Source organism: Vibrio chagasii, from assembly GCA_041879415.1.
In the GTDB taxonomy this organism is placed as follows: domain Bacteria; phylum Pseudomonadota; class Gammaproteobacteria; order Enterobacterales; family Vibrionaceae; genus Vibrio.
In genome coordinates this window covers 461,861-476,262 of record CP090851.1, presented here as the reverse complement: position 1 = coordinate 476,262, position 14,402 = coordinate 461,861, and the positions used below count along the sequence as shown (strand labels likewise).

Sequence of the window (14,402 nt, the reverse complement as noted above, 5' to 3'; positions counted from 1 at the left end):
TCAATCGTTAGATTTGAGGAGTATTCGTCGTTACGCCATGGTTCTGACCACGATGGCGTAATAGATGATCGAGTAAAACAATCGCTAGCATCGCTTCTGCAATTGGCACTGCACGGATACCAACACATGGGTCGTGACGACCTTTAGTGATTAGCTGCGTCGCTTCACCATCTTTAGTGATAGTGTCACCTGGAACCGTAATGCTTGATGTTGGCTTAAGCGCAATGCTTGCCACAATATCTTGGCCAGTAGAGATACCACCTAAAATACCGCCAGCATGGTTGCTAGTGAAGCCTTCTGGCGTTAATGGATCACGGTGTTCACTACCGCGTTGATTAACCACATCGAAGCCATCACCAATCTCAACACCTTTCACAGCATTAATGCTCATTAGCGCGTGCGCGATATCAGCATCTAGACGATCAAAAATCGGCTCACCAAGGCCTACTGGCACTTTAGTCGCGACCACTTGAATCTTCGCACCGATCGAGTTGCCTTCTTTTAGTAGGTCACGAATCAGTTGGTCAAACTCAGGTACTTTGTCCGCATCAGGACAGAAGAAAGCGTTGTTTTCAATCTCGTTCCAATCCACTTTATCAATTGAGATATCACCCATTTGAGAAAGGTAAGCTTGGATTTCAACACCAAACTCTTGCTTTAGGTATTTCTTTGCAATCGCACCAGCCGCAACACGCATTGCTGTTTCACGAGCTGAAGAACGACCACCACCACGGTAATCACGCACACCGTACTTTTGATGGTACGTGTAATCAGCATGGCCTGGGCGGAATTTGTCTTTAATTTCGGAATAGTCTTTAGAGCGTTGGTCTGTATTTTCAATCAATAGACCAATAGAAGTACCCGTAGTTTGGCCTTCAAATACACCTGATAAAATCTTTACTTCATCCGCTTCACGGCGAGCCGTGGTATAACGAGAAGTACCAGGGCGACGACGATCCAAATCTTTTTGAAGGTCTGCTTCGGTAATTTCTAATCCTGGTGGGCACCCATCTACGATACATCCTAGTGCGATACCGTGACTTTCTCCGAACGTGGTCACGCGGAAATGTTGTCCGATACTGTTTCCTGCCATTACTTCCTCTAAATCAGCCATCAGCAGAAGGTTTGATTCCTAAACCCGCTGGTGAACAGCTTTACTTGTCTATTCTTCGTGAATTCATAGTGGCTTTATTACTAAATGATGTAAACCCCAAAAAAGGAACAATTTTAACTTTCTATTACATGAGCCGAACGAAATGAATAAGGACAGGAAATAACTGGAGCTTTAAAAGAAGTGTTTTATGATGGATGAAATGCAAAAAACCCGACAACTCAGAGAGCTATCGGGTTTCTTTAAATAATGGCACGCCCTGAAGGATTCGAACCTTCGACCACATCCTTAGAAGGGACGTGCTCTATCCAGCTGAGCTAAGGGCGCGCTACAGGAGGGAATTATACGAATTCGAATCATGAAAGCAACGGCTTTATGTAACATTCTGATCTAAGTGAGTAAAAAAAGGTCAACAAACATATAAGTGTTGGAAAATAGAGCAAAGCAATCGTTTGCTTGATGGTAATCAAAAAGATTTTCTGGAATAATGCGCCAAAAACATCAGCCACTAACTTGAATATCAATACTAAGGAAATTCATGACTGCTCAAAATATTGATGGAAAGCTAATTTCTCAAACGGTTCGCTCCGAAGTTGCTGCACGTGTAAAAGCTCGTACTGAAGCTGGATTACGCGCTCCGGGCCTAGCGGTTGTTTTAGTGGGTGAAGACCCTGCTTCTCAGGTTTACGTTGGTAGTAAGCGTAAAGCGTGTGAAGAAGTTGGCTTCGTATCTAAATCTTACGATTTGCCAGCCACTGCAACAGAAGATGAACTGTTAAACCTAGTAGACCAATTGAACCAAGATCCAGAGATCGACGGTATTCTGGTTCAACTGCCTCTACCTGCTGGCATCGATAGCACTCACGTTCTTGAGCGCATCACACCAGAGAAAGACGTTGATGGCTTCCACCCATACAATGTCGGCCGTTTGGCTCAGCGTATGCCAAAGCTTCGCTCTTGTACGCCAAAAGGTATCATCACCCTACTTGACCGTTACAACATCGATTTACGTGGCAAACATGCAGTTGTTGTTGGCGCTTCAAACATCGTAGGTCGCCCAATGACCCTAGAACTACTTCTAGCGGGTTGTACAACGACGACATGTCACCGTTTCACTAAAGACCTTGAAGGCCACGTACGCCAAGCAGACGTTGTAGTGGTTGCTGTAGGTAAGCCTAACTTCATTCCTGGTGCATGGATTAAGAAAGGTGCAGTTGTGGTCGATGTTGGTATCAACCGTTTGGACTCTGGCAAGCTAGTCGGTGACGTTGAATACGATGTCGCGAAAGAGAGCGCAAGCTTCATCACACCTGTACCGGGCGGTGTTGGCCCAATGACAGTGGCTAGCCTGATTGAGAACACAATGATCGCTTGTGAGCAATTTCACTCGAAGTAATCTGCGAACGACAAATCTGTTAACGACAGTATAAATAGAATTAGAAAGCCGCAACGTGATATACGCTGCGGCTTTTTTGATAAAGAACACTTACTACTTATCTGGAGTCTCGACTTTCTCAACCTGCTCTGAAGGTGGCAGTAAACTGATGATCTCACATTCTGTCGATATCAGCTTTTCTAAGTCAGCCCCTTGAGTAATTAAACGGAAGTCCCCGTCATTGATGACTCCAAGCAAAATCGCTTTAGGATAAAGCGCGTTAAACTCATTCAGATCAAATGCCTCTGTCAGCCCTGTACTTTTAATTTGGCTGCCTTGTGCCATCAATGAATTGAGCTTGGAGTAGGTGACGCCTTCCTCAAATAGACTTCGGTTGCCATCTCGACTCACTTGGTGTCTCTCGTGCTTGTTTTCTGGCGACTCAAGTTCAAAAACCTTGTTGGCACCAAACTCGTCTTGATAATGCATGCTTACCAACGGGTTAGTTTGGCGATAAGGCGAGACAATCATCGCTCGCCCTATCCCATCGAGTTCCAAATTGTTTTCCGCGTGACTGGAAGCTGGGTTACCAAAGTAAACATTCAAGTTATCCATACGTGCCAAGCGAATGCTCTCCCAGTTGGTATCCGCAAGTACACTATTGATGTTGTGTGTCGCGAGCACCTTGGCAAACTGCCTTGCAAAGTGGGTGGCACCAAAGAAGATAACCCCCTGCGCTTTCTCTTGAGTGACACCTAGCTTTCTCGCCCACCAGCTCGCGGTTAAGCTCTGAATAACAACCGTACCTATGATGACTAAGAACACCATAGGGACCAACAGGTCTGCGCCCTCGATCAATTGCTTCTCTTGAAGTTTGATCGCAAACAAAGAAGAAACCGCTGCCGCCACGATCCCGCGTGGTGCCATCCAACTTAAAAACCATTTATCTGCAGAACTAAGATCCGTGCCGATCCCGCTGATCCACACACTTAACGGGCGAGCCACCAGCATAACCACCGCTAATAATCCTATGCCGCCCCAACCTATCGACAGGAACGCGCCCGAATCGAGTCGACTGGCTAACAAAATAAACAGCGCAGAAATGAGTAACACAGTCAGGGTCTCTTTGAATTCGATGATGTCTTCGATATCCAAGCCTTTCACATTGGCAAGCCAGATCCCCATGATGGTCACGGTTAACAAGCCAGATTCTTCACTCAGGTCGTTAGAGAAGGAGAAAGCCGCCAACATTAATGTTAGCACTGCTACATTACGCAGGTAGTGTGGCACCCAATGCCCTTGCAGCATCTTGGCAATCAAATGGCCACCGATGATCCCCAAGCCTAAACCAATAGCCAGAGTCAGCCCAAGTGCTGACAACACATGACCAGTAGGGTCGGCTGAAGAGACAATGTATTCATAAACCAGAACGGCAAACAGAGCGCCAATCGGATCAATCACAATCCCTTCCCATCGTAAAATGCTGCCAAGAGAAGCTTTGGGCTGAATACTACGCAGCATAGGCACAATCACTGTCGGGCCCGTCACCACCACCAAAGCACCGAATAGCGCCGCTAATGGCCAACTAAAGTTAGCAAAGTAGTAGGCACCGACCACAATACACGCCCATGTAATCAACATGCCTACACTCACTAGATGAGTCACCATGCGACCATGCCCTCTGATCTCTTTGAAGTTAAGCGTCAATGCGCCTTCGAACAGAATGATGGCAACACCTAATGAAATCAGCGGAAATAGAACATCACCGAAAATGACATCTGGGTTAAGAACATTTAAGCCGGGGCCCAATAACAGGCCGACAATAAGAAGAGGGAGAATCGCGGGAAGACGCAATCGCCAGCCGAGTAGCTGACAAGCTAGAGACAAGAGTCCAATTAGCGCCAAAGAAGAAGTAATCGACAAATCCATTTATGCCCCTAAATAATTGGTGCCACGCCCTGTGGTCCAAATCTGTTTACTGAAACAAGAAAGCCTACGTCATTAAACTATAGGCTCTCTTTTTCATGCTAACCGAATATTATTGTGATTAATCAGTCACTTTACTATAGGGGAAATAAAGTGACTGACTCGTTCACTCGGTACTTATCATCTAGCTAGAGTGAAAGTACCACGCCAGCAATCGCAGCACTCATTAGGTTAGCAAACACACCTGCACAAATTGCTTTAAAGCCGTATTGTGAGATGAAAGAGCGACGCTCTGGTACCAAGCTACCTAGACCACCAATCAAAATCGCCATTGTTGAAATGTTAGCAAAGCCACACAGTGCAAAGGTTACGATCGCTTGTGAGTGCTCGCTAAGAACCTCTTTCGCATCCATTAACTGAACGAAAGCGACAAATTCGTTCACAACAATCTTGTTACCGATCAGTGAACCTGCCACAACAGCTTCAGACCACGGCACACCGATCAGCCATGCAACGGGTGCGAACACATAACCTAGGAGAAGTTCGAAGCTTAGGTTTACGCCAAACCAACCACCAACAATACCCAGCAAGCCATTCAGCATTGCAATCACACTGATAAAGGCAAGAAGTGTCGCACCCACCGCAACGGCAATACGAAGTCCAGACATAGCCCCATCTGCCATTGCCTCAACTACGTTTGTTGCTCGTGGAATTTCAACATCAGACTCAATGTTTTCTTGAACATCGTCAGCACTGCCAGGCACTAGGATTTTAGCCATTAACAAACCTGCAGGTGCAGACATGAATGCCGCTGCAATCAGGTAGTTTAGGTCTACGCCTAGTGACGCATAACCCACTAGCGTGCCACCCGCTACAGACGCCAAACCACACACCATCACTGCAAATAGTTGCGAGTCTGTCATGTGTTTCAGGTAAGGCTTAACCACCAATGGTGCTTCAATCATGCCAACGAAGATATTTGCAGTTGCAGACAGTGATTCAGCACGGCCTGTGCCCAAGAACTTCTGCAGCGCACCACCGATAAGGTTGATCACTTTTGGCATAAAGCCGATGTGATATAAACCAGAGATAAGCGCAGAGAAAAAGATAATGATGCCCAGAACATTAATCGCGAAAACGAAACCGTTGTTCGTAAGGCCACCAAATAGGAAGTTAATCCCTTCTTGACCGTAGTTGATCAAGCTAGATACCGCACCTGTGGCTGCATTCAACGCTTCTTTACCCATTGGTACATACAGAACCAATAGCGCGAATGAGATTTGTAGTAAGAAAGCCAAAGAGACTGTTCTTAGTGGAATATTTTTTCTGTCCGTAGATAGTAACCAAGCGGCAACTAAAATAGTAATAATTCCAAGTAGCGAAGCCATGTGCGTCAACCTAAAAGTTGTAGTTAGGAAAGGCGACGCATTCTATAGAGGAAATCGTTTGCGGCAAGCGGCGGTTGTTAATGTGATGTTGGGGTAATCACCTTTGAGTAATGGTTTTAATTAAGTCATTGAATTTTAATAATTAACTTTGGTTAAAAAGCATACTTTTTCCATATGGAAATTATATTTATAGATTTGGAAACAGTTAACGATGCAGTTCAACGCACGTTTTTAGGTTTTCATCCCAGTACGTCGGCGATCCAATATGATCTTTGATGAACTCAATCACCGCAGAAAGCTTCTTCGGCATGTTCTTTCGACTCGGATATACAGCATAGAACGGCATCAGCTGACTCGCTCTCCATTCCGGCAAAACTTGGATTAACTTGCCCGTTCTGAACTCTTCCTTCACTAAGTAAGTGGCTAAGTAAGCCACGCCCCACCCTGATACCGCAGCGTCTCGAACGGCCTCAGCTAAATCCACCGAGTAATCCCCAGCAACTTTTACACTGAGGTTCTCTTGCCCATTATCAAACGCCCACGATGTGTAATCTCGCTCTCGGCTACGATAGATAAGGCAGTTGTGGTCAATCAGATCCGACGGTACGTGCGGTGTCCCGGCTTTAATCAGGTAATCAGGCGATGCGGCTACCACAAACTGACTATCTGCTAATCGCTGCGCAATGTACCCTTCAGGTAAGTCTTCGTTATTGGTGATCCAAAGATCCAGACGCTCTTCAATCATGTCCACTTTGTAATCGAACAGGTGGACTTCGATTCTCAACTGAGGATACAACTGCCTGAGCTCATCTATCGCAGGAATAATATGTAAGGTGCCAAATGACTGCGACAGCCCAACACGCAGTATTCCAGAGATATCGTCACGCTGGCTATCCATATCCATTTGAGCCGCTTTTACCGTGTTAAACAGTTGCTCACAGTGCTGATAGAAGACTTCCCCTGCTTCCGTTAGCGTGAGGCTACGTGTGGTGCGTTGTACCAATTTGATACCAATAGAGTCTTCAAGCAAAGCAACTTGTTTACTGATATGAGACACCGAGACGTTCAAGCTTTTCGCAGCACTGGTAAAGCCATCGTGCTTAATTAATGCATGGAATATCACCATCTGTGCAGCTCTATCTGTTAGCACAAGACCACCTTCTTAAAACTCTAAAATATAAAATCAAAAAGGACTCCGAAGAGTCCTTTAGTTCGTTCTGCCTATGGTAGGCCAAATGCCATCAAAGCAAGCTCTACCAATGAATATAATTAGGTCTACTAATCAAACTTGATTCTGTCTGCTAGATGACTAACAGCCAAAGCAAAGTAGTAAGAACGATTCCACTTCATTAACACATTGTAGTTGTTGTAAACGAGGTAAGAACGGCCCGCTTCGTCATCTGGCATAATTAACCAAGCTTTAATGTCTTCATCAAGGTTTGGCAGTGGGCGGTCGTCGTAACGCTTAATACCCAGTTCAGACCACTCTTTTAGGTATTTCGCTTTATCTTCAGAGCGACCTTGTAAATCAATAGAAACCGTTGACGGTACGTGAACCTGACGACCCCAAGTGTACTTGTCATCCCAACCGGATTGGCTCAGATAATTCGCCGCCGAGGCAAATACATCTTCTTCCGTACCCCAGATATCTTTCTTACCATCGCCATTACCATCAGCGGCATACGCTAAGAATGAGCTAGGCATAAACTGAGGTTGGCCCATAGCACCAGCCCAAGAGCCTTTCATCTCTTTCGGGGTGATATGCCCTTGGTCTAGAATAGTCAACGCCGCCATCGCTTCACTGCGGAAAAACGCTTCTCTGCGTCCTTCGTAAGCCATCGTCGTTAAAGCATCGATAACGCTGTAATTACCGGTGAATTTACCGAAGTTACTCTCAACGCCCCATAAAGCGACAATGAATCGCGGCTGAACGCCATACTCATCACCAATGCGCTTTAAGGCTTTGTAATGCTTCTTATACAGTGATCTTGCTTGCTTCACTTTCCAATCTGGCACTGCTCGTGGAATGTACTCATCCAGAGTCAGTTTCTTTTCAGGTTGGTTTTTATCCGCTTTGACTGCTCTTGGCTTAAACGTCACACCATCAAAGGCTTCATCAATGATCGCTTCAGAAATGCCTTCTTCACGGCCTTGTTGCTTTAGTTTTTCTACATATTGCTCGAAACTCAGTTCTTGAGCCTGTACTGAACCAATGGTCAGGCTATTACCTAAAAGTAATGCCGACACCGCCAATATGCTTTTCGAAAATTTACTCAACGATCACTCCTCCCTGAATTGAGATAGTTATCACTCTTCGTCTTGATTGTTTTGCTGAGCTTTGCGCTCTTTGTACAGCTCAAGTTCGTTTACTGGTGGAGGCGGAACCTGCAAAAAGAAACCATCGGTGTTCAGTGATTCTCTCACTTTATCGATGTTCACTTGAGCCAGTTTGCGACCGTCCATTTTAATTACCATTACAAAACTAGGTTTACCAAACATTTGCATCAGTGCGTCAGGAACTTGTGAAAAATCATCCTTCTTAGGGATATAAAGGTATGTTCCTTCTTTCTTTGAGCTTTTATATATAGAACACAGCATGACAAACCTTTTTAATTGATTATGACTACAAAACTCTCACTTGCGAGATCAATAGTTTATGTTAGGGAAATATTGGGAACAAAACGTTCATTTGACAACAAGATTACTTGCTGTGCTTGGTCTGGGAATATAACATGATAAACCTAGTTTCAGGCAATGCCCTTTATTTTATTAATAAAGAAATTGTACCAATTCGCTATTGAGGTCCTGTAGTTTTTCGATGTCTAGTAATCCAGATCTAAAAGGTAGCAGCTTTACGCTATCTGTTTTGCACTTATCCGATGATCAAGTCGAAAATGCAGTCTCTTTTCTTCAAGAGAAGGTAGACCAAGCACCCACTTTTTTTGCTGCCGCACCTGTGGTTATCAACATCAGCAAAGTGGCTGGCGATATCGACTTCGTAAAGCTAAAAGATGGCATATCTCAAGCGGGTATGATTCCGGTTGGCGTCGCTGGCTGTTCTGACAAACGCATGCAAAATCTTGCTAGAGAAGCTGGCTTTGCGGTCATGACGGCAAGTAAATCCCCATCGCAAGCACCTGCAAAAATGGCGCCTATTAAAGTAATTAGAACCCCGATTCGTTCTGGGCAACAGGTATACGCAAAAGATGGCGACCTATTAATCCTAAGCCACGTAAGTGCTGGTGCAGAAGTAATTGCCGATGGCAGCATCCATATTCATGGCACATTGCGCGGCCGTGCGATTGCCGGTGCAAGTGGTCAAACTGAAGCAAAAATAATTTGTAATGATTTACAAGCCGAGCTGGTTTCTATTGCAGGAAATTACTGGCTCAGCGATCAAATTGAAAGCGAGTACTGGCAGAAGAAAACCATGTTCAGTATGGCAAACGATGTATTACACGTTGACGTCCTCGCAATATAAGAGAAATAAAAGGAAAAAATAATGGCACGCATTATCGTTGTAACGTCAGGTAAAGGCGGGGTAGGCAAAACGACCTCTAGTGCAGCTATTGCCTCAGGTCTGGCTTTAAAAGGGAAGAAAACCGCAGTTATCGACTTTGATATCGGTCTGCGTAACCTTGATTTAATTATGGGTTGTGAGCGTCGTGTTGTTTACGATTTCGTTAACGTTATCAATGGTGAAGCTACGCTCAACCAAGCGATGATTAAAGACAAGCGCACAGACAACCTATTCATTCTTCCAGCTTCTCAGACACGTGATAAAGACGCACTGACTAAAGATGGTGTTCGTCGCGTATTTGATGAACTGGATGAGATGGGCTTTGACTTCATCATCTGTGATTCACCTGCGGGTATCGAGCAAGGCGCGCTAATGGCGTTGTACTTTGCTGATGAAGCGATTGTAACAACTAACCCAGAAGTCTCTTCTGTACGCGACTCAGACCGTATTCTAGGTATTCTGGACTCTAAATCTCGTCGTTCAGAAGAGGGCTTAGAGCCAGTGAAAACTCACCTTCTACTGACTCGCTACAACCCTGCTCGTGTAAATCAAGGCGAGATGCTAAGCGTACAAGATGTAGAAGAGATTCTGCACATTTCGCTGCTGGGTGTAATCCCAGAAAGCCAAGCGGTACTGAACGCATCGAACAAGGGTGTTCCAGTGATCTTTGACGAAGCAACCGATGCAGGTATGGCTTACAATGATACTGTAGAGCGACTACTAGGTAGCCAAGTTGACTTCCGCTTCTTAACGGAACAGAAGAAAGGCATCTTCAAACGACTGTTCGGGGGCTAATACACAATGTCATTACTAGAGTTTTTCAGACCACAGAAGAAGACCACTGCAAACCTAGCCAAAGAGCGTTTGCAAATCATTGTTGCTGAACGCCGTAGTCATGACGACCCAGCGCCGTCTTACCTGCCGCAACTAAAAGAAGACATCTTGAAGTGTATTGCTAAGTACGTAGAAGTAGACCCATCAATGGTTGACCTTACGTTCGAGCACAAAGATGACGATATCTCAGTACTAGAGCTGAACGTTAAGCTGCCTGAAGACGATAAGTAATCATTACTGTCTCGTCAGCAGATTGAATAAAAAAGAGAGCTTAAGCTCTCTTTTTTTGTTTGCGTTTTGTTTTTAAACAATCTGGCTATTTGATTGCTTTATTCAGCCTCTCGCCAACCAGATCTAAACGCCAACCTTGCATCACATCCGGAAGTTTTTCTGGATTACGATCGTGTTTCCAAACCCAGCTCAACATTTGGTTTAGCTGTTTCTTCGATGCCAAAAATTCAGTCGCTAGGCCACTGTGTTGCGAAGCGGTTTTCACTTCATCTTTCAACACTTTAAATACTTGTTTATAGCCCGGGTAGTCCATTAGACGTTCAACTGGTGCTGGGTACTCTTCTTCTGGCGTGTGTTCCGCTAACTTAACGATTGAGCTGATCTTAGCGCCATGACGACGTACAGAGCGGAAATCAAAACCTTCCTCTTCCATACGCTTCGGATTCTTAATCGCAAAACGCGCGACAGCCCAAAGGTCTTGTTCTTTAAAGATAAAGTTCAATGCGAGATCGCGCTTAATCGCTTCTTTCAAACGCCATGTAGCAAGCGGTCTCAAGATAGCAAGTTGCTGTGGCTTAAGTTGCCATGCGCCTTTGATATCAAGGTAAGCCGTATCTGGGTTTACTTTGCGGATACGCTTCGCCACCTGTAGATCAGACTCTTGTTGCGCCGCTTCCCACCAACCTGCTTCCATCACTTTTTCAAGAAGCTTGTTGTACATAGGCATTAAGTAATGAACGTCTGCTGCCGCGTAGTCGAGTTGCTTTTGAGAAAGCGGACGCGCCAGCCAATCGGTGCGAGATTCACTCTTATCTAAATCCACACCAACAAACTCTGAAACCAAAGCAGCAAAGCCCGTTGATAAGCCATGGCCTAAGAACGCCGCCATGATTTGGGTATCAACCATTGGGGTTGGTGTACAATCAAATGCGTTCTGGAATACTTCTAAATCTTCACCGCATGCGTGTAGCACTTTCAGCACTGAAGCGTCTTTCAATAACCCAACGAACGGTGTCATTTCATCAAGAGCAATAGGGTCAATCAGAGACAGCGTTTCACCGTCAAATAACTGAATCAAGCCTAATTGAGGGTAATAGGTTCTTGTACGAACAAACTCCGTATCAAGCATAACGACATCGGCTTCACGTGCTTGTTGGCAAACTCGCTCAAGGTCTTTCAATTGGGTAATGATTTGATAATCCACAAAAACTCTCACTGGTTTCTATTTGATCGCCGGATACAAAAATGCCGACATTAACTGTCGGCATTCTAACATCATTTTACCACGCCCGCTTAGATTAAGCGTTTCAATGGTTTCAAGTGGAACCGCTTGTTATTCACTTGCGCGTTTAGCAAGCTCAGCATCGTTCTCTTCACGTAGTACACGACGTAAGATCTTACCTACGTTGGTCTTTGGAAGATCTTCTCTAAACTCAACCAGTTTAGGCACTTTGTAACCCGTTAGGTGTTCACGACAGTGCGCGATGATGTCTTCTTTAGTTAGGCTAGGATCACGCTTAACCACGTAGATCTTAACTAGTTCACCAGACACTTCATGAGGTTGACCAATCGCTGCTACTTCTAGCACTTGGCCGTGTAGTGCAACGACATCTTCAATCTCATTCGGGTAAACGTTAAAGCCAGACACAAGAATCATGTCTTTCTTACGGTCAACAATGTGCAGCAAACCTTCGTCATCAAACTTAACGATGTCACCCGTCGATAACCAACCGTCTTGGTCAATCACTTCTTTGGTCGCTTCTGGACGTTGCCAGTAACCTTGCATAACTTGAGGGCCACGAACTTGCAGCTCACCCACTTGATCATTAGCAACCACGTTACCTTCATCATCAATGATACGAACATCGGTTGAAGGTACCGGTAAACCAATCGCACCAGTGTAATCTTTTAGGTCATATGGGTTACCCGTTACCAGCGGTGAACACTCGGTTAAACCATAACCTTCTAACAGGTGGATACCTGTCACTTTCTTCCATTGTTCAGCAACAGCGCGTTGAACCGCCATACCACCACCAACAGATAGGCGTAGGTTACTGAAGTCTAATTCATGGAAATCTTCGTTATTTACTAACGCATTAAATAGTGTGTTTACACCGGTAATTGCGGTAAACGGAACCTTTTGCAGCTCTTTGATGAAACCAGGAATATCACGAGGGTTAGTGATAAGAAGGTTACGACCACCCATTTCTACGAACAGCAAGCAGTTTACTGTCAGTGCAAATACGTGATACAGCGGCAATGCTGTTACTACTAACTCTCGGCCTTCATGTAGAACCGGACCATACGCCCCTTTCGCTTGAAGTACGTTCGCGATCATATTGCGATGCGTTAGGATTGCACCCTTCGCAACACCCGTAGTGCCACCAGTGTACTGAAGGAATGCAATATCATCCCCAGTCATAAATGGTTTTACATACTGAAGGCGACGACCTTTATGCAGCGCTTTTCTAAAAGAGATAGCACCTGGTAGATCATACTTAGGAACCATACCTTTCACGTATTTCACGACGAAATCGACAATAGTACCTTTCGCACGAGGTAGCATTTGACCAAGACTAGTCAGTACTACGTGCTTCACAGGAGTGTTATCGACCACTTTCTCAAGCGTACTCGCGAAGTTCGAAACGATAACAATCGCCTTTGCACCTGAATCGTTCAGTTGGTGCTCTAGCTCACGAGGTGTGTACAGTGGGTTGACGTTCACTGCAATCATACCAGCGCGCAATACACCAAAGAGTGCAATTGGGTATTGCAGCAAGTTTGGCATCATCAGTGCAACGCGATCGCCCTTCTTGAGCTTCAAATCATTCTGCAGGTAAGCAGCAAAAGCACGACTGCGCTCTTCAAGCTTACGGAATGTCATTACTGAGCCCATGTTCTCAAAAGCAGGTTGGTCTGCGTATTTCTGTACAGACTGCTCGAACATTTCGATAAGAGATGGGTATTGATCTGGGTTGATCGTTTCTGGTACGTCACTTGGATAACGTGAAAGCCAAGGTTTATCCACTATGTTACTCCTCGTTTATCAGCTGACGACTGCTTCGCCGCTTTTATCATTACGGTATTACAGCACAGCTTTAGTGCATGAGCACTAAAAGGCTCAAACACTTGTTTAAATTTTGTTAACTAAACCAAGAATTAGCTCTGAAACTAGCTCTGGGCTCTCTAAATGACAGTGATGTCCGCCGGGAACAGTCTCGATTTCTAGAGGACTATGGGCTGATTTGTAGCGATTATGCTGCAAATGTCTAAATCCATCATTGCCTAATATTATGAGTTGAGGGCATTCAATAGCCGCCATAATCGCTTCAGCGTGCGCCTGTGACATTCGGTATAACGAGTCACATTTTAGATTAGGGTCGCATCGCCATTGCCAGGAGTCGTCTAACTCGGCAATCCCTCGCTCTACAATAGGAGCAATGAGTTCTGCATTGATTTGATTGGCGTGTGCTCTCAGCTTAATAGCATCCTCTAGGCTTGCTAAAGGACGTGAAGGCTTTCTCCGCTGTCGAAGACGACTGAGTACCCCATCTCTTAGACGAGAGACCGTTTCTTGGGGAGCTTCAGAAAGAGGTCCGTGACCTTCAATTTGAATTAATCCTGACACCTTTTCAGGAAAGGCGGCACTATAGCAACTTGCTATCAATGCACCAAGTGAATGTCCTACTAGTACCAGTCTGTTTGACGATAATTTAGTCACAAACTGATGTAAATCATCTATGTAGTCATGAAATGGATAGTAACTTCCCGGCTTGTGCGAAGACAAGCCATGACCAAAGAGATCAATCGCCATCAGATGACAACCAGGGAGTCTGGTTTGTAGGTTGGTAATCACAGAAGAAAAACTCGCAGAGTTATCTAACCACCCGTGAATAAAAACGACCGTCGTGACGGTCGTTTCTGGGTTGCCTATCTGTTGTGTGGCAAGCGTCCCGCTCGCAAGGGAATATGATTTATCAATCATCAAGCTTTAGTAACCTCTAATCCTTGCTTGGT

General features: G+C 45.0%; 13 protein-coding genes and 1 tRNA gene. 4 read left to right on the top strand and 10 right to left on the bottom strand.

Features of this window, described 5'->3' with window-relative positions; translation table 11 throughout:
- Window positions 1–7: 7 nt before the first annotated feature.
- Window positions 8–1,093 (bottom strand): chorismate synthase, encoded by a 1,086-nt coding sequence (gene aroC, locus L0991_02195; GenBank protein ID XGB62894.1) that lies wholly within the window; start codon window positions 1,091–1,093, stop codon window positions 8–10.
- 268 nt (window positions 1,094–1,361) lie between these two features.
- Window positions 1,362–1,438: transfer RNA gene (locus L0991_02190), tRNA-Arg, on the bottom strand.
- Between the two features lie 211 nt (window positions 1,439–1,649).
- On the opposite strand from L0991_02190, the gene folD reads away from it, so the two are divergent.
- Window positions 1,650–2,507, top strand: a complete 858-nt coding sequence (gene folD, locus L0991_02185) for a bifunctional methylenetetrahydrofolate dehydrogenase/methenyltetrahydrofolate cyclohydrolase FolD (GenBank protein ID XGB62893.1) — start codon at window positions 1,650–1,652, stop codon at window positions 2,505–2,507.
- Window positions 2,508–2,600: 93 nt separating this feature from the next.
- Here the strand turns inward: folD and L0991_02180 are convergent, their stop codons facing one another.
- The 5 genes from L0991_02180 to L0991_02160 form a co-directional block, all read right to left on the bottom strand.
- Complete coding sequence (locus L0991_02180) at window positions 2,601–4,415, bottom strand: sodium:proton antiporter (protein ID XGB62892.1); 1,815 nt, start codon at window positions 4,413–4,415, stop codon at window positions 2,601–2,603.
- Window positions 4,416–4,600: 185 nt separating this feature from the next.
- On the bottom strand, window positions 4,601–5,800 hold the full coding sequence (locus L0991_02175) for a NupC/NupG family nucleoside CNT transporter (GenBank protein XGB62891.1): 1,200 nt from the start codon (window positions 5,798–5,800) through the stop codon (window positions 4,601–4,603).
- Between the two features lie 205 nt (window positions 5,801–6,005).
- On the bottom strand, window positions 6,006–6,926 hold the full coding sequence (locus tag L0991_02170; protein XGB63834.1) for a LysR family transcriptional regulator: 921 nt from the start codon (window positions 6,924–6,926) through the stop codon (window positions 6,006–6,008).
- A 152-nt stretch (window positions 6,927–7,078) separates the two neighbouring features.
- The gene (locus L0991_02165; protein ID XGB62890.1) at window positions 7,079–8,077 is read right to left on the bottom strand and encodes a lytic murein transglycosylase; all 999 of its coding nucleotides are present in this window, start codon (window positions 8,075–8,077) and stop codon (window positions 7,079–7,081) included.
- 30 nt (window positions 8,078–8,107) lie between these two features.
- Entirely contained in the window at window positions 8,108–8,398 is a 291-nt protein-coding gene (locus tag L0991_02160) for a YcgL domain-containing protein (GenBank protein ID XGB62889.1), read from the bottom strand.
- 220 nt (window positions 8,399–8,618) lie between these two features.
- On the opposite strand from L0991_02160, the gene minC reads away from it, so the two are divergent.
- From minC to minE, 3 genes are read left to right on the top strand one after another with little or no spacing between them, the layout of a single operon-like run.
- A complete protein-coding gene (gene minC, locus L0991_02155; protein ID XGB62888.1) occupies window positions 8,619–9,281 on the top strand; it encodes a septum site-determining protein MinC in 663 nt (220 codons plus the stop codon).
- Window positions 9,282–9,302: 21 nt separating this feature from the next.
- Window positions 9,303–10,115 carry a septum site-determining protein MinD gene (gene minD / locus L0991_02150; protein ID XGB62887.1) on the top strand — a complete coding sequence of 271 codons (813 nt, stop codon included), beginning with the start codon at window positions 9,303–9,305 and terminating at the stop codon, window positions 10,113–10,115.
- Window positions 10,116–10,121: 6 nt separating this feature from the next.
- Window positions 10,122–10,385 (top strand): cell division topological specificity factor MinE, encoded by a 264-nt coding sequence (gene minE, locus L0991_02145; GenBank protein XGB62886.1) that lies wholly within the window; start codon window positions 10,122–10,124, stop codon window positions 10,383–10,385.
- An 85-nt stretch (window positions 10,386–10,470) separates the two neighbouring features.
- Here the strand turns inward: minE and rnd are convergent, their stop codons facing one another.
- The 3 genes from rnd to L0991_02130 all read right to left on the bottom strand — a co-directional run bounded on the left by rnd (window position 10,471) and on the right by L0991_02130 (window position 14,370).
- The gene (gene rnd, locus L0991_02140; protein XGB62885.1) at window positions 10,471–11,589 is read right to left on the bottom strand and encodes a ribonuclease D; all 1,119 of its coding nucleotides are present in this window, start codon (window positions 11,587–11,589) and stop codon (window positions 10,471–10,473) included.
- A gap of 129 nt (window positions 11,590–11,718) precedes the next feature.
- A complete protein-coding gene (gene fadD, locus L0991_02135; protein XGB62884.1) occupies window positions 11,719–13,413 on the bottom strand; it encodes a long-chain-fatty-acid--CoA ligase FadD in 1,695 nt (564 codons plus the stop codon).
- Between the two features lie 105 nt (window positions 13,414–13,518).
- Complete coding sequence (locus tag L0991_02130; GenBank protein ID XGB62883.1) at window positions 13,519–14,370, bottom strand: alpha/beta hydrolase; 852 nt, start codon at window positions 14,368–14,370, stop codon at window positions 13,519–13,521.
- Between the last annotated feature and the right edge of the window lie 32 nt (window positions 14,371–14,402).

Excerpts from the sequence above, each read along its gene's own strand:
- aroC (XGB62894.1), bottom strand. The coding sequence starts at position 1,093 with ATGGCAGGAAACAGTATCGGACAACATTTCCGCGTGACCACGTTCGGA.
- folD (XGB62893.1), top strand. The coding sequence starts at position 1,650 with ATGACTGCTCAAAATATTGATGGAAAGCTAATTTCTCAAACGGTTCGC.
- L0991_02180 (XGB62892.1), bottom strand. The coding sequence starts at position 4,415 with ATGGATTTGTCGATTACTTCTTCTTTGGCGCTAATTGGACTCTTGTCT.
- L0991_02175 (XGB62891.1), bottom strand. The coding sequence starts at position 5,800 with ATGGCTTCGCTACTTGGAATTATTACTATTTTAGTTGCCGCTTGGTTA.
- L0991_02170 (XGB63834.1), bottom strand. The coding sequence starts at position 6,926 with ATGGTGATATTCCATGCATTAATTAAGCACGATGGCTTTACCAGTGCT.
- L0991_02160 (XGB62889.1), bottom strand. The coding sequence starts at position 8,398 with ATGCTGTGTTCTATATATAAAAGCTCAAAGAAAGAAGGAACATACCTT.
- minC (XGB62888.1), top strand. The coding sequence starts at position 8,619 with ATGTCTAGTAATCCAGATCTAAAAGGTAGCAGCTTTACGCTATCTGTT.
- minD (XGB62887.1), top strand. The coding sequence starts at position 9,303 with ATGGCACGCATTATCGTTGTAACGTCAGGTAAAGGCGGGGTAGGCAAA.
- minE (XGB62886.1), top strand. The coding sequence starts at position 10,122 with ATGTCATTACTAGAGTTTTTCAGACCACAGAAGAAGACCACTGCAAAC.
- L0991_02130 (XGB62883.1), bottom strand. The coding sequence starts at position 14,370 with ATGATTGATAAATCATATTCCCTTGCGAGCGGGACGCTTGCCACACAA.